Consider the following 19,371-nt stretch of genomic DNA (forward strand, 5'->3'; position numbering starts at 1 on the left):
CCTGGTGCTGACCGCTCCCTGCAGGGCGGAGGAAGAAAAGGCCAGCGAAAAACCGGCCGGCATGGCCTTTGGCCCGGAATTCTTCCTCACCAGCGACAGCGACAGTTTTCAATCGCGCCGGGTGTCGGTGGAATTCTTTCCCGCCTTTGAAAACGCCGACCGCTACCTCGGGTTCCGGCTCGGCGACTACCAATACAAGCAGGGCAACTGGCAAAGGGCCGGCAAGAAGGTCTCGTTCCTGGCCCGCTCGGTCGAAACGAAGACCACCGACGGAGGCGCGATCGAGGTCGGCGCGTTCCAGCAGGGCGGGCACACGCTGCTCACGCTCGACGGCAGTTACCGCCTGTCGCCCACGAAGAGCACGGCGGTGGAGTTCCTCGTGACGCGCGACTGGGTGGAGACCCCGAAGTCGCTGGACCGCGGCATCGATTTTTCGTTTGTCGGGGTGGCCGTGGACCAGGGGCTTGGAAGCCACGTGACCCTGGTCGGGCTCGCGGCGCAGCAGTATTTCTCGGACGGCAACCGGCGCGACCACGGCCGCCTGCGGCTGATCTACCAGCCGTCGCTCGACCTGGGCCTGACCCTGCAGGCGCGCTATCGAACCTACCGCAGCAGCCACGAGGATGTGGACAGGGCCTATTTCAATCCGAAGAACTACAGCGAGGCGATGCTGGCGGTCGGCTGGCGGCAGCGCTTCCAGGGCTGGACCCTCGCGGTCACGGCCGGGCTCGGGACCGAGACGATCAACCACGAATTCCGGCAGCCGACGCGATTGCTGGACGTGAACCTGCAAAGCCCCGTCAGGGGATCGCAGGTGTTCCGCTTCGGCGCCGGCTACAGCCGCAGCACCACCTTCTCGGGGCCCAGCTACCAGTACCGCTACCTGCGCGGGGAGTGGGTGATTCTTTTCTGAGGCCGGGCGCCTGTTGCCTGGCTACTTGTCGTGGTGCAGGTAGGTCGCCTGCTTCGGCAGCAGCAGGCTCACCATGAAGGCCACGCCCATCATCGCGGTCACGTACCAGTAGAAGTAGGACTCGTGGCCGATCGACTTCAGGCCCAGCGCCACGTATTCGGCGCTGCCGCCGAAGATGGCATTGCCCACCGCATACGACAGGCCCACGCCCAGCGCGCGCACTTCGGGCGGGAACATCTCGGCCTTCACGATGCCGCTGATCGAGGTGTAGAAGCTCACCACCGCCAGCGCCAGCGTGATCAGCACGCCGGCCATCAGCGGGCTGCCCACGCTCTGCAGGTTGCTCAGCACGGGCACCGTCATCAGCGCGCCGAGCGCGCCGAACAGCAGCATGTTGCTGCGCCGGCCGATGCGGTCCGACAGCGCGCCGAACAGCGGCTGCATGCACATGTAGATGAACAGGCAGGCGGTCATCACGTTGCTCGCGGTCTTGATCGACATGCCGGCCGAGTTCACCAGGTACTTCTGCATGTAGGTGGTGAAGGTGTAGAAGATCAGCGAGCCGCCGGCCGTGTAGCCCAGCACCACGAAGAAGGCGCGCTTGTGGTGCCTGAACAGCTCGGCCACGCTGCCGGCGCCCTTGGCGGCGCGGGTCTGCGTGCTGGCGGTCTCGGTCAGCGTGCGGCGCAGCATCAGGGCCACAATGGCCGCCACGGCGCCCAGCACGAAGGGAATGCGCCAGCCCCAGGCCCTGAGCTCGGCCTCGTCGAGCACCTGCTGCAGCACCACCACGACCACCACGGCCAGCAGCTGGCCGCCGATCAGGGTCACGTACTGGAACGACGAGAAGAAGCCGCGCTGGCCGCGCATGGCCACCTCGCTCATGTAGGTGGCGGTGGTGCCGTACTCGCCGCCGACCGACAGGCCCTGCAGCAGGCGCGCGGCCAGCAGCAGCGCGGGCGCCCAGGCGCCGATCTGCGCATAGGTGGGCAGGCAGGCGATGACCAGCGAGCCCACGCACATCATGACGACCGAGGTCACCATCGAGGTCTTGCGGCCCTTGCGGTCGGCCAGCCGGCCGAACAGCCAGCCGCCGATCGGGCGCATCAGGAAGCCGGCCGCGAAAACGCCCGCCGTGTTCAGCAGCTGTACCGTGGGGTCCGACTTGGGAAAGAACGAGGGCGCGAAGTAGATCGCACAGAAGGCGTAGACGTAGAAGTCGAACCACTCCACCAGGTTGCCGGACGAGGCGGCAAAGATGGCGAAGATGCGCTTGCGCTTTTCCTCGAAGGTGTAGGGCGTGGTGTTGGGCGCGTTGGCGCTGGTCGCGTCCGGGCTGGAGGCACCGGCGGTGGCGCTGGCAATGGCGGTCATTCGGGGGTCCTTGTCTCTGGCTGAGGCCCCCCGCGGAGCCGCGGAAAGCCGTGCCGGCAAGTCTGTCCGGCCGGGGCCGCGCTGTCGTCCGTAGCCGCCCGCCGCGCCGCTACGTACGTGTACGCAAGGGTAAATACCTAGAAAAAGTTACAAGCCGTGCTCGCGCAGGAAGCGGTCGAGCTCGTGGCTGTTCGACAGGCCGAGCTTGGCGAACACGTGGGCGCGGTGCGTTTCCACCGTGCGCTGCTCCAGCGGCGCGAGCTCCAGCGCAATGCGCTTGTTGGGCAGGCCCTGGGCGACCAGCCGGGCCACCTGCATCTCGCGCGGCGTCAGCTTGGACCACAGGGCCTCGGCGGCCTGGCGGGCCTGCCGGCGCAGGGCGATCTCCTCGGCCTTCTGCAGCGCCTTGGCAATGCTCTCGAGCAGGCGCTCGTCGTTGCAGGGCTTCTCGAGCCAGCCGAAGGCACCGTTCTGCACCGCCTCGACGGCCATCGGAATGTCGCCATGGCCGGACAGGAAGATCACCACCAGCGGACTGTCCTGCGCACGCAGCGCATCGAACACCTGCAGCCCGCTCATTCCCTCCATGCGCAGGTCCAGCACGACGCAGCCCGGGCGCTGCAGGTCGGCGCCGGCCAGGAAGGCCTCGCCCGAGGCAAAGGCCTGCACCGCATGGCCGCGCGACAGCAGCAAAAGGCCCAGCGAGCGGCGCACGGCCTCATCGTCGTCGACGATGCACAGGTGGTTGGCAAGGGCGGTCACGGGGGTGAGATTTCCAGTTCGAGGGTGAAAACTGTGCCACCACCGGCCCGGTTGGCAAAGGACAGCCGGCCGCGGTGGGCTTCGACGATGGTGCGGCAGATGTTCAGCCCCAGCCCCAGTCCGCCGGCCTTGGTGGTGAAGAAGGGCGCGAACACCTGTTCGGCCAGCGCGGCGTCGATGCCGGAACCCCGGTCCGCCACGCGGATGTGCACGCGGCCTTCGAGCAGTTCGGCCTCGACCTCCACCACGCGCTCTTCGGGCGGCGTGCCCAGCATGGCGTGCAGGCTGTTGGACAGCAGGTTCAGCAGCACCTGCTCCAGCAGTACACGGTCGCCGCGCACCGGGGGCAGCGAGGGCGCGATGCGGACCTCCGCGCGCGCCTGGCGCAGCCGCATCTCGCCCTGCAGCAGCGCCAGCGCATTGGTGACCAGTGCCGCCACCGCGCAATCCTCGGTGCCGGCGGTGCGCTGGCGCACGAAGCCGCGGATGCGCCGCACGATCTCGGCGCTGCGCCGGGCCTGCGCCACGGTCTCGTCGAGGCTGCTGGCCAGCAGCGGCTGGTTGCCCTGTTCCGCGAAGGCCTTGGCGGCGCTCGCGAAATTGCTCAGCGCCATCAGCGGCTGGTTCAGCTCGTGGGCGAGGGTCGACGCCATCTCGCCCAGGCTGGCGAGGCGCTGCGCATGCTGCAGCTGCTCGTCGTTCTGGCGCTGGCGCAGCTCGGCGCGCTTCTGCTCGGTGATGTCGACCACCGAGCTCATCCAGCCGCTGTGGCGTCCATCGGCATCGATGAGCGGCGCCGTGTAGACCATGGTGATCACCTCGTGCCCGTCGCGGTGCTGCAGGCGCGATTCGAAGCCCGAGCGCGCGGGCTGCCCGCTCATCATGGCCTGGTAGTGCAGCCAGTGCTGCGCCACGTCGTCGGGATGCCAGTAGGGGTAGGGCGGCAGCCGCCCGAGCAGCTCGTCGGCGCCGTAGCCGGTCATCTCGCAGAAGGCGGGATTGACGTAGATGATCCGTCCTTCGAGATCGCGTGCGCGCATGCCCACCAGCAGCGAGTCTTCCATCGCCTTGCGGAAGGCGTGGGCCTCGTCCAGCGCGTGCGTGCGCTCGCGCACGCGCCGCTCCAGGTCGCGCCGCGCATCGCGCTGCTCGGCGAAGCGGCGCTCGCGCAGCTGCCAGTACAGCCCGCCCAGCAGCAGCACGCCCGCGCACAGCAGGCCCAGCATCCAGGTGCGCTCGCGCGCGCGGGCGACCTCGGCGTGGTCGGCCATCACGGTCAGCGTCCAGCCCAGGTCGGGCAGCGGCTCGTCCAGCGCGAGGAAGCGGCGAGCCTTGCCGCTGACCTCTGTGCGCACGAGGTAGCCCGGATGGCCCTTCTCGCGCTCCACCGTCCATGGCAGCGGCGAGAAGCCGGTGCGGTCGCCGTACTGCTGCTCGCGCGTCATGCGGTCCAGGTCGCTGGCGGCGAGCGGCCGCGTGGCCTGGTACATCCATGCCGGCACCGAGCTCAGGAACACGATGCCGCGCGCATCGGCCAGCAGGATCGGCTCGCGCGCGAAGGTCCAGGCCTCCTGGAGCTGGCGCAGGCTGATCTTGACCGTCAGCACGCCCAGCACGGCGCCGGCCTCGGAGCGCACCGGTGCCGACATGAAGAGCCCGGGCTCGCCGGTGGTCTGGCCCACGCCGTAGAACAGGCCGCTGCGGCCCGCCCGCGCGTCGATGAAGTAGGGCCGGTTGGCATAGGACTCGCCGACGAAGCTCTGCGGCGTGGCCCAGTTGCTTGCCGCCAGCGTAAGGCCCTGCAGGTCGATCAGGTAGAGCGCGTCCGAGCCCGCGTGGCGGTTCACCTCCTCGATGTAGCGGTTGGCGCGCTGCTGCGCGGCCGGGTCGCGCGGATGGGCCAGCACGTCGAAGACATCGGGGTGCATGCCCGCGGTGCGCGGCAGGTAGCCGTACTTGCCGGCGGCATCGCGCAGGCCCAGCACATGGACTTCCATCGCGCGGCGGATCGAATCTGCCTGGAAGGTCGCCTCTCGGGCCGCGGCCCATTGGCCCGCCGCGCCGATCAGCAGCAGCGCCACGGCCACGGCGGCTGTCCAGGCGAGCAGCGTGCGCCATCGACCAGTGCGGGAGCGGGCCGTTGGCGTTTCGGGCGGGAGGGGAGGCAGGGGCGGCATGGGAGGCGGGGCCGACCGGGGCGGCGACCGGGGATTTTGCCCCGATACGCGGATCGGCCGCCGGGGCCGCCGTACCATCGCCCTCATGCGAACCCTTTCACTCCCGGCCGGCGGCGAGATGCCGGTGCTCGGCCTCGGCACCTGGCGCATGGGCGAGATCGCGGGCCGCCGTGCGGCCGAGGTTGCCGCGGTGCGCGAAGCCATCGCGATGGGCTACCGGCTGATCGACACCGCCGAGATGTACGGCGAGGGCGGCGCCGAAACCGTCCTCGGACAGGCCGTGGCAGAGGCCCTGCGCGCGGGCGACGTGCGGCGCGAGGAGCTCTTCATCGTCAGCAAGGTCTACCCGCACAACGCGAGCCGGCGCGGCACGCCCGAGGCCTGCGAGCGCAGCCTGAAGCGGCTCGGGCTCGACACGATCGACCTCTACCTGCTGCATTGGCGCGGCAGCCATCCGCTGCGCGAAACGGTCGATGCGATGCAGGCGCTGGTGGCCAAGGGCCACATCGCGCGCTGGGGCGTGAGCAACTTCGACACCGACGACATGCAGGAGTTGGCGCCGCTCGTCGGACCAGGCCCCGGCTGCGCGGCCAACCAGGTGTACCTGTCGCTGGCCGAACGCGGCCCGGAGTTCAGCCTGCTGCCCTGGCTGCGCGAACACGGCATGCCGCTGATGGCCTACAGCCCGATCGACCAGGGCGCGCTGGCCGCGGACGGCGCACTGCAGGAGCTGGCCGCGCGGCTCGGCATCGGCGCCGCGCAACTCGCATTGGCCGCGGTGATCGCGCGGCCCGGCGTCGCCGCGATCCCGAAGGCCGTGCGCAGCGCGCACCTGCAGGAGAACCTCGCCGCCGCCGACCTGAAGCTCGATGCGGCAACGCTTGCCGAACTCGACCGCCTGCATCCGCCGCCGCGCCGCAAGGCGCCGCTGGCGATGATCTGAGCAGTTTCTAGTGGGCTTCGGCCTGCTTGGCCGCGGCGATCACGGCCTCTTCGTCGTGCTTCGCGCCATTGAGGAACAGGTTCAGCAGCACCGCGCTGATCGACGCCAGCAGGATGCCCGACTCGATCAGCGAGTGGATCGCATGCGGCATCCACTGCTTGAAGTTGGGCGCAATGAGCGGAATCATGCCGATGCCGATCGACACCGCCACGATCATCGCGTTGTGCCGGTTGGTCTTGAAGTCCACGCCCGAGAGAATGCGGATGCCCGTGGCCGCCACCATGCCGAACATCACCAGGCCCGCGCCGCCGAGCACCACCGTGGGCAGCGATTCGACCAGCGCCGCCATCTTGGGCAGCAGGCCCAGCACGACCAGGATCACGCCGCCGGCCACGCAGACATAGCGGCTCTTGATGCCCGTGACGGCCACCAGCCCCACGTTCTGCGAGAAGCTGGTGTACGGAAAGGTGTTGAAGATGCCGCCGATCAGCGTGCCCAGGCCGTCGGTGCGCAGGCCCTTGGCCAGATCTTTTTGGGTGATCTTCCGGTCGGTCATTTCACCGAGCGCGAGGAACATGCCGGTCGACTCGATCATCACCACGATCATGATGAGCGTCATCGTGAGGATCAGGACCGGATCGAACTGCGGCATGCCGAAGTGGAAGGGCAGCACCACGTCCACCCAGGCCGCCTTGCCGACTTTCTCGTAGGTCATGAGTCCGGCGATCGAGGCCACCACCGCGCCGATCACGATGCCCAGCAGCACCGAGATGTTGGCGACGAAGCCCTTGGCGTACTTGACGATCAGCAGGATCGACACCAGCACCAGCGCCGCCACGCCGAAGCCCGGGAGATCCGCGTACTTGGGGTTGGGCACGGTCGGCATGATGGCAAAGCCCTTGGGCACGGCGGGAATCGAGCTGCCCGGCGAAGTGACCTCTGCGAGCCACTTGGCATACACCGGATCCACCAGCGCGGGCGCCGTCGGCCCCACCGGGTTGCCGAAGATCCAGTTGATGCCCACGCGCATCAGGCTGATGCCGATCACCGCGATGATGGTGCCCGTGACCACCGGCGGAAAGAAGCGCAGCATGCGGCTCACCAGCGGCGCAATCAGTATCGACACCACGCCCGCGCCGATGATCGCGCCGAACAGCAGCTGCGCGCCGTTCTGGCCCGGGTTGGCATTGGCAATGGCCACCATGGGCGCGACCGATGCGAAGGTCACGCCCATCATGACCGGCAGCCTGATGCCGAACCACTGCGTGGCGCCCAGCGCCTGGATCAGCGTGGCGATGCCGCAGCAGAACAGGTCGGCCGAGATCAGGAGCGCCACCTCGTCGGGCGAGAGCTTGAGCGCGCGGCCGACGATCAGCGGCACCGCCACGGCCCCCGCGTACATCACCAGCACATGCTGAAGGCCGAGGGCCGCGAGCTTGCCCGAAGGCAGTCGCTGGTCTACCGGGTGGACTGTGGAAAGGGTGTCGGCCGTCATTGCGTTTCTCCTGCAGCGGCAAGGGGAAAGGTGCGTGGACGGCGCGGTGCCCGTGGCGTCCACTCGTTGTGTACGCCAAACTGTATACAATTTATGCCGCAATCTGGATGCAGGAAAACCCGCATCGCGGTGCCGCTTCTTTTTTCAGGCGAGCAGCGCCTTCACCAGGTCGAGCTGGCGGTCCGGCTTCTCGGTGCCGAGCTCCAGGCTGGCCTCGATGCGCTCGAGGTGGTCGATCATGCAGAGCACGGCGCCTTCAACGTCGCCCTTGCGGCAGATGCGCAGGAAGTCCGAGTGCTCGTCCGACGAGCAATGCGGGTCGTTCGACGAGTGGTAGAGCATCGCGATCAGCGAGCTGCGCGCGACCAGTTCGCGCACCAGCTCGGCCAGCGTCTTGTTGCCCGTGGCCTCGGCCAGCGCCACGTGGAAGTCGCCCAGCACCTTCTCGCGCACGGTGCCCGTGGTGGTGGTCTGGCGCAGCGCGGTGCGCTCGAACTTGATGTGCTGCTCCAGCACCTGGTAGTCGCGCGGCCGTGCACTGGCAATGAACAGGCGCACCACTTCGCTCTCGAGGATGCGGCGCACCGCGAACACCTCGCGCGCTTCCTGCACCGTGGGCTGGCACACGAACGCGCCCTTGTCGGGAATCATCTCGATGAGCTTGTCCTTCGAGAGCATCAGCAAGGCTGCGCGGATCTTGGTGCGGCTCACCGAATAGACGCGGCCCAGTGCCTCTTCGCGCAGCCAGGTGCCGGGCGGCAGGCGCTTTTCGACGATGGCGGTGGCGATGTCCTGCGCGATGCTTTCGATGGAGCTGCCCTTGTCGGTGGCAGCCGCGCCGTTTTCGGCCGCAGCGGCGGTGGCAGGGGATGCGGTGGATTTGGTGCTGGCGCGGGGCATGCGGAGATTGTGGCTCAGCGGGTGGCTGCCGCGCCCGCGCCGCCTTCTGTCAGCCGCGCAGCGTGAAGCCTTCGAGCGCGCCCTTCATGGCCTTGGGCAGCGGATGGGCCAGCTCGCCGCGCTTGCTGGTCGAAAGCTTCAGCGCGACCAGCGATTCGACGAGCCTGGTGGCCGCGGCCACGCCGTCGATCACCGGCACGCCGAGCAGCCCGCCGATGTGCTCGCACAGGTCGGTCATGCCGGCGCAGCCCAGCACGATGCAGTCGGAGCCGTCTTCCTCGAGCGCGCGCCGGCATTCGTCAACGATGCGCTCGCGCGCCTTGGAGCCGGGCTCCTCGAGTTCGAGCACCGGCAATTCGCAGGCGCGCACGTTGGCGCAGAAGCGTTCCATGCCGTAGATCTCGGCCAGGTGCCAGGCCTGGCCCATGGTGCGGCCGAGCGTGGTCACCACGCTGAAGCGGCTGCCCACCATGCTGGCCAGGTGCATCGCGGCTTCGGCGATGCCCACCACCGGCCCACGCGCCAGTTCGCGTGCGGCCTTGAGGCCCGGATCGCCGAAGCAGGCGATCACGTAGCCGTCGATGCCCTCGCGCTCGCCGGCCGCGATCTCCTGCAGCAGGCCGGGCACGGCCAATGCCTCGTCGTAGTGGCTCTCGATGGAGACCGGCCCCATGGCCGGGCTGACCGCGACGATCTCCGTGCCGGCGCTCGCCACCGCACGGGCGCAGGCGCCGATCTTCTCGGTCATGCTCCAGGTGGTGTTGGGATTGATGATCTTGATGCGCACGGCGCGGCCCTTTCTCTTTCAGTGTTTCAAGTCTTGTTGTTACGGTTCAGCAGGGCGTAGATGACGAAGCCCAGTGCCATGCCGATGAACCATGCATAGTTCGCGCCACCGCGCAGCGCCGGGACCATCACGCAAAGGATCGGCACCAGCGCGGAGGGGATCAGCGCCTGGATCGCCTTCGGGTTGTAGCCGCCGCTGTACCAGTATTCGCCCTTGGGGCTCATGGTGTAGAGCGCGTCCACGTCGATCTGCTGCCTGCGCACGATGTAGTAGTCTGCAATCAGGATGCCGAACAGCGGGCCGATGAACGAGCCCAGCACGTCGAGCGTGTAGTGGATGACCTCGGGGCTGTTGTAGAGGTTCCACGGCGTGAGGAACACCGAGCCCACCGCCGCGATCATGCCGCCCGTGCGCCAGCTGATGTGCTGCGGCGCCACGTTCGAGAAGTCGAAGGCGGGCGAGACGAAGTTGGCCACGATGTTGATGCCGATGGTCGCAATCATGAAGGTCAGCGCGCCCAGCACCACGGCGGTGGTGCTGTCGATCTTGCCCACGGTGTGCACCGGATCGGTGATCAGCTCGCCGAACACCGGCAGCGTGGCCGCGGTGGTGATCACCGTCAGCAGCGAGAAGAACACGAAGTTGATCGGCAGGCCCCAGAAGTTGCCCTTCTTCACCGCGTCGAAGCTCTTGCCGTAGCGCGAGAAGTCGCCGAAGTTGAGCATCGGGCCGCTGAAGTAGCTCACCACCAGCGCAATGGCCGAGAGCATCACCGGGAGCGCGTCCCAGCCCTGGAACTTGATGCCGCCCAGGTTCAGGTCGATGTTGCTCCAGCCGGCCTTCCACACCAGCCAGCCGCACAGGATGGCCATCACCACGTACACGGCCGGGCCGGCCCAGTCGATGAACTTGCGGATCGCTTCCATGCCGTGCCAGAACACGAAGGCCTGCAGCACCCACATGATCATGAACGCCAGCCAGCCCAGCATCGACAGGCCCGCGAAGCCGTGCTGCGCCACGTCGGCATACGGCGCGAGGCTCGGGAACATGTGCAGCGCGAGCACCATGAAGGCAGCCGAGGCCAGATAGGTCTGCACGCCGTACCAGGCCACCGCGATCAGCCCGCGGATGATGGCCGGGATGTTGGCGCCCAGCACGCCGAAGGGCGCGCGGCACACCACGGGGTAGGGCACGCCCGTCACCTGGCTCGGCTTGGCCACCAGGTTGCAGAAGAACTGCACGATCACGATGCCCACCAGCAGCGACACCAGCACCTGCCAGCTCGACAGGCCGAGCGCAAACAGGCTGCCGGCCGTGATGTAGCCGCCCACGCTGTGCACGTCGGACATCCAGAACGCAAAGATGTTGTATTGGCCCCAGGTCTGCTTGCGCAGCGGAGCCAGGTCTTCGTTGGTCAGCCGCGGGTGGTAGCCGGGCTTGATCAGCGCATTGGATTCGGCATGCGGCGCATGGCCGGCTTCGCTCGCCCCCGCGGGGGCCTGGCTGACGACTGTGCTCATGGTCTTTCCTCGTGCGAATGGGTGGTTGAGGGACCGCTTCCAGCGCAAATTTCCGCACCGGCTATCGGGTGCGTTATTTGTATACAAAAACCGTGTGCAATCAAGCCCATCCGGCAAATCATATATCCGTAGATTCCCTGAGATGGCGGCCGCCGCACGATCCGCTGCTGGAGGCGCGCAATCGCGCATTTCGCACCTTTCCTGGTGCCCGGTTCAGCATCGGCGCGGCCGTGCTTTCTTTAGCATGGGCCCACCATCAGCCCCCGCGCACAGGCCTCAGATGTCAAAGCTTCCCATCCCTTTCCAGGTTCGACCCGCGGACACCATGGCGCCGCACCTGACCGCGCTTCGCGCCGATCATTTGCCGGACGCGGCCAGGCAGTCTTCCGGGCTGGGATGGCCTTACCGCGAGGCCGACTGGCGCTTCGCCTTCGATCTCGGCCGTGGCTTTGCAGCGGAAGTCGATGGCCGTCTGGTCGCGACGGCGATGTGGTGGCCCTATGGCGAGAGCCATGCCTCGGTGGGCATGGTCATCGTCGACCCGGGCATGCAGGGGCGGGGCCTGGGGCGTGCGTTGATGGGAAAGCTGCTCGACGAGGCGCGCCACCGCACGGTGTTCCTGAACGCCACCCGCGAAGGGCTCCCGCTCTATGCGCGGCTCGGGTTCGTCGCCCGCGGGCAGGTGTTCCAGCATCAGGCGGTGCTGCCGCCGGGAGCCGCGCTTGCCGCACCACCGGCGGGCGTGCGCCCCATGCAGGCAGCAGACGGCGAGAGCGTGCGCCGGCTGGACCGCGCTGCCACGGGAATGGACCGCACTGCATTACTGGATGCCTTGTTCGCGGCCGGAACGGCAATGGTCATCGATCACGGCGCCGGTCTGTCGGCCTACGCCTGCGCAAGGGAATTCGGGCATGGCGTGGTGATCGGCCCGGTGGTTGCGTCGGGTGCAGGCGGCGCTGCCGATGCAATGGATCTCATCGCCGCACTCGCCGACTGGGCCCGTGGCCGGTTCCTGCGCATCGACGTGACCGAGGGCAGTGGCCTGTCTGCGTGGCTGACCGCCATGGGGCTGCCCTGCGTCGGCCATGCAGTGCCCATGGTGCGCGGCGTCCACGCGCGGGCGATCGACGCCGATGCAGATGGAGGTGCGGGCGCGCGCCTGTTTGCCCTTTCCAACCAGTCGTTCGGCTGACGCGACGACTCCTCACATCAATACGTCCCCGGGACGATGGAAACTCATCTATGAAGCTGATGCCCTACTGGCTCGATACCTCGCCCAGATTCACCGGTGGGCAGGCGGAGGCGCCCCACGGCGAGGTCGATGTCGCGGTGGTCGGCGCAGGCTTTACCGGCCTGTCCGCGGCCATCGCACTGGCGAAGAAAGGCGCAAGCGTTGCGGTGTTCGATGCCGCAACCGTGGCCAGCGCTGCTTCCGGCCGCAACGGTGGCATGTGCAACAACGGCTTCGCACAGGACTACTGCGCGCTGTCGGCGAGGCTCGGGCGGGAGCGCGCCAACATGCTCTATCGCGCCTTCGATGCGGGCGTCTGCAAGGTGGAGTCGCTGATCGCGGAGGAGGGCATCGATTGCGATTTCAAGCGCGTCGGCAAGCTCAAGCTCGCGGCCAAGCCGGAGCACTACGACAAGCTGGCGCGCTCGCAGGCGCTGATGGCGAAGGAATGCGATCCGGACACCCACATGGTGACGCGGGCGGAACTGCGCAGCGAGATCGGCACGGACCAGTATTTTGGCGGCCTGGTCTTCGGCAAGAGCGCAGGCATGCACGTAGGCCGTTATGGCCACGGCCTTGCCGTCGCGGCGGCAAAGCGCGGCGTGCGCATCCACGAGAACACGCCCGTCATCGGCCTCAAGCGCCAGGCAGGCTCGGTGCATCAGGTCGAAACGCCAGGCGGCAGCCTCCGCGCCAGGCAGGTCCTGCTTGCGACCGGTACCTCGGCCGTGGGGCCACTGGCCTGGTTCCGCCGCCGCATCGTGCCGGTGGGTGCATTCATCATCGTGACCGAGCCGCTGCCGGTCGAAGTGCTCGACCGGCTGACGCCGCGGCGCCGGATGACCACGGACACGAAGAACTTCGTCACCTACTTCCGCGTCACGCCGGACAACCGCCTGTTGTTCGGCGGCCGCGCGCGTTTCGCGGCGACCAACCCCAAGTCGGACATGAAGAGCGGTGCCATCCTGCAGCGATCGCTCGTGCAGGTCTTCCCCGAGCTCCGGGATACCCGCATCGACTACTGCTGGGGCGGCATGGTCGACATGACCCGCGACCGCCTGCCGCGCGCCGGGGAGCGCAATGGCCTTTTCTATTCCATGGGCTACAGCGGGCACGGAACCCACATGTCGACCTATATGGGCGCGATCATGGCGGAGGTGCTGGATGGCCGCGCCGACCTGAACCCATGGCGGGACTTCGACTGGCCGGCGATTCCAGGCCATTTCGGCAAGCCATGGTTTCTTCCCATCGTTGGCGCCTACTACCGCTTCCAGGACCTGGTGCGCTGAATACCCTCGGCGGCCCGGCGGTCAGTCGGCCTCGGCCGGGGACAGCATCGTTCCGCGGCAGTTGGGCGAGCCGCAACGGCAGGGGTATTTCTCGGCGGTCGAGCCGTCGTCCGCGGTCAGCGAGTAGTCGATGAACAGCTCGTCGCCGGCATCCACGGGAACCAGGGTCTGGAACTTCAGCATCAGCTCGCCCGCCTCGTCGTACTCCTCGACGGCTTCGCAGTTGGGGTCGCAGGCATGGTTCAGGTGGCGCGTGCCGTTGCCGCCCTTGGCGCCGTCGATGGTCTCGTGGTTGGAGAGCGTGAACAGGTAGGTGAGCTGGTCGTTCCACGTCCTTGCGGCGATCTCCTGCTGCGTGTAGCGGCGGCCTTCGTAGAGGCCGAGGAAGGCCTCGGCGGGCAGGTCGCGCGTCGCGAAGGCGCCGAGTCCGTGCACGCCGCTGGGACCGACCCGGATGTAAGGCGTGGAGGAGGTTTGCTTGCGGGGTTTCATGCCGCTCATTCTGCAGGCTCTTCGTCCTGCTGCGCCTGGAACATGCGGGTGAAATCGCAGCATTCCTGCGCCAGCATCACGATGGAGGAGGTCAGCGCGCTGCGGTGCTCGCCCTTGTGCATGGCCACGTAGCGCACCACCGGCAGCGCGGGTACCACGTCGATCACCGCGAGCATGCCGGCCGAAACCAGCGGGTCCAGGCAGCGGCGCGGAAGGTAGCTCACGCCCAGGCCCGACACCGTGAGCCCGGTCAGCGCCACGAGGTTGCTCACCACGATGGTGTCGGCGGGCTGCACGCCCTGGTCCTTCATCCAGGCGTCGTAGGCGCGCCCCGTGCCCGAGTTCTTGCCCTGCACCAGCATGCGGTGGCGCGCGAGCTCGTGCAGCCGCACGGTGCCGGTGGCGGCAATCACGCCGGGCTTGCACATCCAGGCGCTTTGCACCTTGCCGATGGCCTTGCTCTGCATGCGCGAATCGGCAAAGGTGTCGGGCACGATCACCAGGTCGAGCTCGTCGGCCAGCAGCTTGTCGCGCAGCTGCAGGCTGTCGTCCACGTCGGGCTCGAGGATGACCTTGGGGTAGTGCCGCTGGATCAGGCCCACCAGCCGCGGCAGCCATGTCATGGCCGTGAGCTCTGTCACGCCGATGCGCAGCCGCCGCTCCACCACGCCGGGCTTGCTGAATTGCTCGACCGCGGCATCGCGCTGCTCGAGCAGCCGGGACGCGAGCACGAACATCTCCTCGCCCTTTTCAGTGAGCCGCGCGGTGCGCTGGCTGCGGTCGAACAGCTCGGTGTCGAACAGCAGCTCGAGTTCATGCACCCGCTTGGACACGGCCGACTGGGAGGTATGCAGCTGGTTGGCCGCCTGCGCGAAGCCGCCGAGCTTGGCGATCCAGTACAGGGCCTCGAGCTGCTTGAAGGTCATCACGGTGCACGCCTCTTGGATCGAATACTTTTATTCATCTTATTCAATCACAAAAAATCGCTTTTGGAAATTTGATGGCACGCCGAAGATTCGCCCCGTGCAGTCCCGCGTACTTCCTGCCTCATCTTCAAAGGAACATTCCATGAACTTCAAACTGTCCCTCGCATTCGGCGCCAGCATTGCGCTGCTCTGCGGCGCCGCGGCCGCGCAGGAGAGCCCCACGCTGCGCAAGATCAAGGAAACGGGCACGGTGCAGATCGGCAGCCGCGACACGCAGATCCCGTTCTCCTACAAGACCGGCGGCGAGAGCGCGCCCATCGGCTTCACCAACGAGATCTGCCTGAAGGTGGTGGACGCCATCAAGGCCAGGCTCGGCATGCAGAAGATCGAGGTGCGCTACACGCTGCTCAATTCGACCAACCGCATTCCGCTGGTGCAGAACGGCACGGTCGACCTCGACTGCGCGACCACCACCAACACGGTGCAGCGCCAGCAGCAGGTCGACTTCGCGCCGAGCCATTTCGTCACCAACATCACGGCCGCGGTGAAGAAGAACTCGGGCATCAATTCGATCGCCGACCTGCAGGGCAAGGCCGTGGCCACCGTGGCCGGCAGCACCTCGATGCAGCTGCTGCGCGGCTTCCGCAAGACCGAGAACATCGAGGTGCAGGAAATCGCGGGCAAGGACACGGCCGATGCCTTCCTGCTGCTCGCGAGCGACCGCGCGGTGGCCTACGTGCTGGACGACGTGCAGCTGGCCGGCCTCATCGCCAACCAGCCCAACGCCTCCGACTACAAGCTGCTGAAGGACGTGCTGCGCCAGGAACCCTACGGCATCATGATGCGCAAGGACGACCCCGAGTTCAAGGCGATCGTCGACCAGGCAGTGACCGAGATGATGAAGTCGGGCGCCATCGACAAGCTCTATGCGAAGTGGTTCATGTCGCCCATCCCGCCGCGCAACGTGAACCTCAACTTCCCGATGTCCGACGCGGTGCGCGAGGCCTACAGGAACCCGAACAACAAGGGCGTCTGAGAATGCCGGCAACCACACAGCACGCCAACGGGCTGGCGTTCTCCGATGCGCTGATGCGCGAGGTGAAGCAGCGCTTTCTCAACGTCGACCACGACCACCACGGGCGCGAGCGCCTCTATTTCGACAACGCGGGCGGCTCGTTCCGGCTCAAGGCCGCGGCCGAGCGCTTCGCGCAGGTCGATGCCATTCCCGACAACGCCGAGCGCATCCATGCCACCGCCGTCGAGCTGCAGCAGATCCAGGCCCGGGGCACCGACGACGTGCGCACCATCCTCAACGCGCAGGGCGGCAGTGTCTACGCGTCGCTGACGGCATCGGGCGCGATGTTCGACATGGTGCGCGCGGTGGCCGAGAACGTGCCGGGCACCAACATGGTCACCACGGTGCTCGAGCATCCCTCGTCCTTCGATGCGATGAGCCTCTATGCCGGCAAGTCCGGCCGCGAGCTGCGGGTGGCCAGGAGCAATCGAGAGACCGGCGGCGTCGATGCCGACGAGATCGTGCGGCTGGTGGACGAGAACACCTGCCTGCTCAACGTGATCCATGCCTCGAACATCTCGGGCGCCAAGCTCGACCTGGAGCAGATCGTGCGGCGCGCGCGCGAGATCAAGCCCGATCTCTACATCGTGGTGGACGCCGTGCAGCATGCGCCGCACGGCCTGATCGACCTGCAGAAGACGCCGGTGGACGGCATCAACATGGCGCCCTACAAGTTCTTCGGCTGCCGCGGCTCGGGCCTGTCATGGGTGTCGGACCGCGCGGCGCAGCTGCCGCACCACAAGCTCGCGGGCAAGAAGCCTGACTTCTGGGACCTGGGCAGCTCCGCGCCGTGGCAGTTTGCCGTGCTCACCGAAATCGTCGACTACGTGTGCTGGCTCGGCGGCCATTTCACCGATGCCAGCGGGCGCCGCGCCCTGTTCGAGGCCGGCATCACGCACATCGAGCTGCACGAGCGGGCGCTGCTGTCGGCGCTGCTGGACGGAAGCGGCGGCGCCGCGGGCCTGCGCAGCATCGAAGGCGTGAAGGTGTTCCTCGACCATCCGGACCTGACGAAGCGCGACCTGATCATCGGCATCGGCTTCGCGCACCTGGACTGCACGCAGGCGGTGGTCGAGTACGGCTTGCGCGGCGTGACGGTCTACGAGCGGGTGGCGAGCAGCATCTACTCGAAGCGCATGCTCGATTCCTTCGGCCTCGAAGGCACCGTGCGGGTTTCGCCGCTGCACTGCCACTCGGCGGCCGACATGGAGAAGTTCCTGCGCGTGACGCGGGAGATTGCCCTCAGCGCGGCGAATGGGCCGCGGACAGGAAGCGCCGGATGATCGGCACCACCTGCGCGAGGTGCGTCTCCAGCAGCCAGTGGCCGCCGTCGGTCAGCACCAGTTCGGCCTCCGGAAGGTCGCGCAGGTAGGCGCGCGCGGAGGCCTCTGGCATGTAGCCGTCGTTCGGTCCCCAGACGATGAGTGCGGGCGGCTGGCGTTCGCGCAGGTAGGCCTGGTAGCGCGGGAACCATTCGAGGTTCTGCTTCAGGCCTTCCATCAGCTTGAGCGCGAGCGCGCGGCGCTGCGGCGTGTTCATCAACGGCCAATGAAGCTTCCACAGATCGGGTGGGATCTGCGCCGCCTGGGCTCCGGAAACCTCGCCGACGAACTCGGCGCGAAAACCTTCTTCGCTCACTGCCTCTTCGAGCACTGCCCGGTTGCTGGCGGACGGATCGCGCCAAAACGCCTGGATGGCGTGGTACTTGGGCCCGAGCGTGTCTTCGTAGATGTCGCCGTTCTGGATGATCAGCGCGGACACGCGCCCGGGGTGCCGGATGGCCAGGCGCAGACCGATCTGCGAACCGTAGTCGTGCAGGTAGAGCGCGTACCGGTCGAGGCCCAGCTTGCCGCAGAAGGCTTCGAGAAAGCCCGCATAGGCATCGAAGTCGAAGCCGAAGGCCTTGGCGGGCGGCGTATCGCTGAGGCCGAAGCCCGGGTAGTCCGGTGCCACCAGGCGCCACCGGTCCGCCAGCGCGGGCATGAGCCGGCGGTACTGGAATGACGAGCACGGATAGCCGTGCGGCAGCAGCAGCACCGGCGCGTCGCGCGGGCCGGCTTCGCGGTAGAAGATCTGCATCCCGTCGAGGTCGACGAAGCGATGGGCGACCGCATGGGCATCGGCCGTGAGGGTGGGCGTGGAACTGCGTTCGGTCATGCAGCCCATGCTGCGCGCCGGGGCGCGAAGGCGTTTGTAGGCGCCGACTGATGCGCGGCGTCGGACGCACGCAACGCGGGCGCTGCGTCCGATCAGGCCAGCAGGTCGCTCAGCGTGCGCGCGATCACCTTGGTGGCGCGCCGCAGGTCTTCGAGCACCACGCGCTCGTCGCTGCGCTTGGCGTGCGATTCGAGCACGGTGCGCGGGCCGGCCCCATAGATCACGCCTGGAATGCCGGCTTCGCCATAGAGCCGCACGTCGGTGTAGAGCGGCGTGCCCATGGCCTTGATCGGTTCGCCGAAGACTTCCTGGCCGTGCTTCTGGATCGCATCGACCAGCGGCTTGTTGCCGGCCAGCGGCTTCATCGAATTGGCCAGCAGCAGGCGCCTGATCTCCACCGTGATGCCGGTGCTTTCCGCGGCCGCATCGGCGATCACCTTGCGGATCGTGGCTTCGACCTCGACCGGGTTCTCCTCGGGGATCATGCGGCGGTCGAGCTTGAACACCACCTTGCCGGGCACCACGTTGGTGTTGGTGCCGCCTTCGATGCGGCCGACGTTGAGATACGGGTGCGTGATGCCCTCGACCTTCGACGTCACCTGCTGGTAGAGCGTGTTCTGCGCATAGAGCGCATTGAGGATCTTCACGGCGCCCTGCAGCGCATCGACGCCGGTGGTGGGAATGGCCGCGTGCGCCATCTTGCCGTGCACCGTCACTTCCATCTGCAGGCAGCCGTTGTGGGCGGTGACCACTTCGTAGCTGAAGCCGGCCGCGATCATCAGGTCAGGCTTGGTCAGGCCCTGCTTGAGCAGCCAGCCCGGGCCGAGGATGCCGCCGAATTCCTCGTCGTAGGTGAAGTGCAGCTCGACGCTGCCCCTGGCGGGCCTGGCCACGGCCTCGAGCGCGCGCAGCGCGAAGGTGAAGCTCGCGAAGTCGCTCTTGCTCACGGCGGCCGCGCGGCCGTAGAGGCTGCCGTCGGCAATCTCGCCGCCGTACGGGTCGTGCGTCCAGCCTTCGCCCGGGGGCACCACGTCGCCGTGGGCATTGAGGGCGACGGTGCGGCCACCGTCGCCTTCCTTGCCGTACTTGCGGCGCACGATCAGGTTGGTGATCGATTCGAGCCCGTAGTCCTTCACCTCCTGCGCGGGCACGGCGTGCTTCTCGGCCTCCAGGCCGAAGTCCTTGAGCAGCTCGGCCGTGCGCTCGGCATGCGGCGCGTTGTTGCCGGGCGGGGTGTCGGTGGGCACCTGCACCAGTTGCTGCAGGAACTGCACTTCCTCGTCGAAGTGCGCGTCGATCCAGGCGTCGAGCTTGGCGTAGTCGGTCATGT

General features: G+C 67.5%; 17 protein-coding genes. 6 read left to right on the top strand and 11 right to left on the bottom strand.

Annotated features, from left to right (window positions below; translation table 11 throughout):
- Window positions 1–4: 4 nt before the first annotated feature.
- Entirely contained in the window at window positions 5–913 is a 909-nt protein-coding gene (locus L1081_RS01135; RefSeq protein ID WP_489414803.1) for a hypothetical protein, read from the top strand.
- A gap of 21 nt (window positions 914–934) precedes the next feature.
- Here L1081_RS01135 and L1081_RS01140 read toward each other — a convergent pair whose 3' ends face one another.
- From L1081_RS01140 to L1081_RS01150, 3 genes are all read right to left on the bottom strand, one after another.
- Window positions 935–2,287 carry an MFS family transporter gene (locus L1081_RS01140; RefSeq protein WP_319439126.1) on the bottom strand — a complete coding sequence of 451 codons (1,353 nt, stop codon included), beginning with the start codon at window positions 2,285–2,287 and terminating at the stop codon, window positions 935–937.
- Between the two features lie 147 nt (window positions 2,288–2,434).
- Window positions 2,435–3,049: a response regulator gene (locus L1081_RS01145; protein ID WP_489414804.1), complete on the bottom strand. Its 615-nt coding sequence runs from the start codon at window positions 3,047–3,049 to the stop codon at window positions 2,435–2,437.
- Window positions 3,046–5,226, bottom strand: coding sequence for a PAS domain S-box protein (locus tag L1081_RS01150; RefSeq protein ID WP_489414805.1), 2,181 nt, complete (start codon window positions 5,224–5,226; stop codon window positions 3,046–3,048). The genes L1081_RS01145 and L1081_RS01150 overlap by 4 nt, the downstream gene beginning before the upstream one ends.
- A gap of 85 nt (window positions 5,227–5,311) precedes the next feature.
- On the opposite strand from L1081_RS01150, the gene L1081_RS01155 reads away from it, so the two are divergent.
- Window positions 5,312–6,169, top strand: a complete 858-nt coding sequence (locus tag L1081_RS01155) for an aldo/keto reductase (protein ID WP_489414806.1) — start codon at window positions 5,312–5,314, stop codon at window positions 6,167–6,169.
- 7 nt (window positions 6,170–6,176) lie between these two features.
- Here L1081_RS01155 and L1081_RS01160 read toward each other — a convergent pair whose 3' ends face one another.
- The 4 genes from L1081_RS01160 to L1081_RS01175 form a co-directional block, all read right to left on the bottom strand.
- Window positions 6,177–7,664: a solute carrier family 23 protein gene (locus L1081_RS01160; protein ID WP_489414807.1), complete on the bottom strand. Its 1,488-nt coding sequence runs from the start codon at window positions 7,662–7,664 to the stop codon at window positions 6,177–6,179.
- Window positions 7,665–7,808: 144 nt separating this feature from the next.
- The gene (locus L1081_RS01165) at window positions 7,809–8,564 is read right to left on the bottom strand and encodes an FCD domain-containing protein (RefSeq protein WP_489414808.1); all 756 of its coding nucleotides are present in this window, start codon (window positions 8,562–8,564) and stop codon (window positions 7,809–7,811) included.
- 49 nt (window positions 8,565–8,613) lie between these two features.
- Window positions 8,614–9,351 carry an aspartate/glutamate racemase family protein gene (locus L1081_RS01170; protein ID WP_489414809.1) on the bottom strand — a complete coding sequence of 246 codons (738 nt, stop codon included), beginning with the start codon at window positions 9,349–9,351 and terminating at the stop codon, window positions 8,614–8,616.
- Window positions 9,352–9,377: 26 nt separating this feature from the next.
- On the bottom strand, window positions 9,378–10,871 hold the full coding sequence (locus L1081_RS01175; RefSeq protein ID WP_489414810.1) for a cytosine permease: 1,494 nt from the start codon (window positions 10,869–10,871) through the stop codon (window positions 9,378–9,380).
- 325 nt (window positions 10,872–11,196) lie between these two features.
- Between L1081_RS01175 and L1081_RS01180 the strand changes: the two genes are divergently transcribed.
- On the top strand, window positions 11,197–12,063 hold the full coding sequence (locus L1081_RS01180) for a GNAT family N-acetyltransferase (protein ID WP_489414811.1): 867 nt from the start codon (window positions 11,197–11,199) through the stop codon (window positions 12,061–12,063).
- A gap of 50 nt (window positions 12,064–12,113) precedes the next feature.
- Entirely contained in the window at window positions 12,114–13,391 is a 1,278-nt protein-coding gene (locus L1081_RS01185; protein WP_489414812.1) for an FAD-dependent oxidoreductase, read from the top strand.
- Window positions 13,392–13,412: 21 nt separating this feature from the next.
- On the opposite strand, the gene L1081_RS01190 is transcribed toward L1081_RS01185, so the two are convergent.
- Window positions 13,413–13,892, bottom strand: coding sequence for an SET domain-containing protein-lysine N-methyltransferase (locus L1081_RS01190; protein ID WP_489414813.1), 480 nt, complete (start codon window positions 13,890–13,892; stop codon window positions 13,413–13,415).
- Window positions 13,889–14,809: a LysR substrate-binding domain-containing protein gene (locus L1081_RS01195; RefSeq protein WP_489416845.1), complete on the bottom strand. Its 921-nt coding sequence runs from the start codon at window positions 14,807–14,809 to the stop codon at window positions 13,889–13,891. Before L1081_RS01195 ends, L1081_RS01190 begins: the two co-directional genes overlap by 4 nt.
- Window positions 14,810–14,951: 142 nt before the next feature.
- Here L1081_RS01195 and L1081_RS01200 point away from each other — a divergent pair, with 142 nt between their 5' ends.
- Both L1081_RS01200 and L1081_RS01205 read left to right on the top strand, forming a co-directional pair.
- Window positions 14,952–15,845: a transporter substrate-binding domain-containing protein gene (locus tag L1081_RS01200; RefSeq protein WP_489414814.1), complete on the top strand. Its 894-nt coding sequence runs from the start codon at window positions 14,952–14,954 to the stop codon at window positions 15,843–15,845.
- A gap of 2 nt (window positions 15,846–15,847) precedes the next feature.
- Entirely contained in the window at window positions 15,848–17,167 is a 1,320-nt protein-coding gene (locus L1081_RS01205) for an aminotransferase class V-fold PLP-dependent enzyme (RefSeq protein WP_489414815.1), read from the top strand.
- Here the strand turns inward: L1081_RS01205 and L1081_RS01210 are convergent.
- Window positions 17,127–18,041: an alpha/beta fold hydrolase gene (locus L1081_RS01210; RefSeq protein ID WP_489414816.1), complete on the bottom strand. Its 915-nt coding sequence runs from the start codon at window positions 18,039–18,041 to the stop codon at window positions 17,127–17,129. The two genes, L1081_RS01205 and L1081_RS01210, sit on opposite strands and share 41 nt — an antisense overlap.
- Window positions 18,042–18,133: 92 nt before the next feature.
- Entirely contained in the window at window positions 18,134–19,369 is a 1,236-nt protein-coding gene (locus tag L1081_RS01215) for an ArgE/DapE family deacylase (RefSeq protein ID WP_489414817.1), read from the bottom strand.
- Between the last annotated feature and the right edge of the window lie 2 nt (window positions 19,370–19,371).

The sequence above is a fragment of the Variovorax sp. MSC1_012 genome (assembly GCF_023667525.1).
Lineage (GTDB): Bacteria > Pseudomonadota > Gammaproteobacteria > Burkholderiales > Burkholderiaceae_C > Variovorax > Variovorax beijingensis_B.

What these genes read in the sequence shown, in the direction of transcription:
- L1081_RS01155 (WP_489414806.1), top strand. Translation starts at nt 5,312, where the DNA reads ATGCGAACCCTTTCACTCCCGGCCGGCGGCGAGATGCCGGTGCTCGGC.
- L1081_RS01140 (WP_319439126.1), bottom strand. Translation starts at nt 2,287, where the DNA reads ATGACCGCCATTGCCAGCGCCACCGCCGGTGCCTCCAGCCCGGACGCG.
- L1081_RS01175 (WP_489414810.1), bottom strand. Translation starts at nt 10,871, where the DNA reads ATGAGCACAGTCGTCAGCCAGGCCCCCGCGGGGGCGAGCGAAGCCGGC.
- L1081_RS01150 (WP_489414805.1), bottom strand. Translation starts at nt 5,226, where the DNA reads ATGCCGCCCCTGCCTCCCCTCCCGCCCGAAACGCCAACGGCCCGCTCC.
- L1081_RS01210 (WP_489414816.1), bottom strand. Translation starts at nt 18,041, where the DNA reads ATGACCGAACGCAGTTCCACGCCCACCCTCACGGCCGATGCCCATGCG.
- L1081_RS01160 (WP_489414807.1), bottom strand. Translation starts at nt 7,664, where the DNA reads ATGACGGCCGACACCCTTTCCACAGTCCACCCGGTAGACCAGCGACTG.
- L1081_RS01205 (WP_489414815.1), top strand. Translation starts at nt 15,848, where the DNA reads ATGCCGGCAACCACACAGCACGCCAACGGGCTGGCGTTCTCCGATGCG.
- L1081_RS01200 (WP_489414814.1), top strand. Translation starts at nt 14,952, where the DNA reads ATGAACTTCAAACTGTCCCTCGCATTCGGCGCCAGCATTGCGCTGCTC.
- L1081_RS01215 (WP_489414817.1), bottom strand. Translation starts at nt 19,369, where the DNA reads ATGACCGACTACGCCAAGCTCGACGCCTGGATCGACGCGCACTTCGAC.
- L1081_RS01185 (WP_489414812.1), top strand. Translation starts at nt 12,114, where the DNA reads ATGAAGCTGATGCCCTACTGGCTCGATACCTCGCCCAGATTCACCGGT.
- L1081_RS01165 (WP_489414808.1), bottom strand. Translation starts at nt 8,564, where the DNA reads ATGCCCCGCGCCAGCACCAAATCCACCGCATCCCCTGCCACCGCCGCT.
- L1081_RS01190 (WP_489414813.1), bottom strand. Translation starts at nt 13,892, where the DNA reads ATGAGCGGCATGAAACCCCGCAAGCAAACCTCCTCCACGCCTTACATC.
- L1081_RS01195 (WP_489416845.1), bottom strand. Translation starts at nt 14,809, where the DNA reads ATGACCTTCAAGCAGCTCGAGGCCCTGTACTGGATCGCCAAGCTCGGC.
- L1081_RS01180 (WP_489414811.1), top strand. Translation starts at nt 11,197, where the DNA reads ATGGCGCCGCACCTGACCGCGCTTCGCGCCGATCATTTGCCGGACGCG.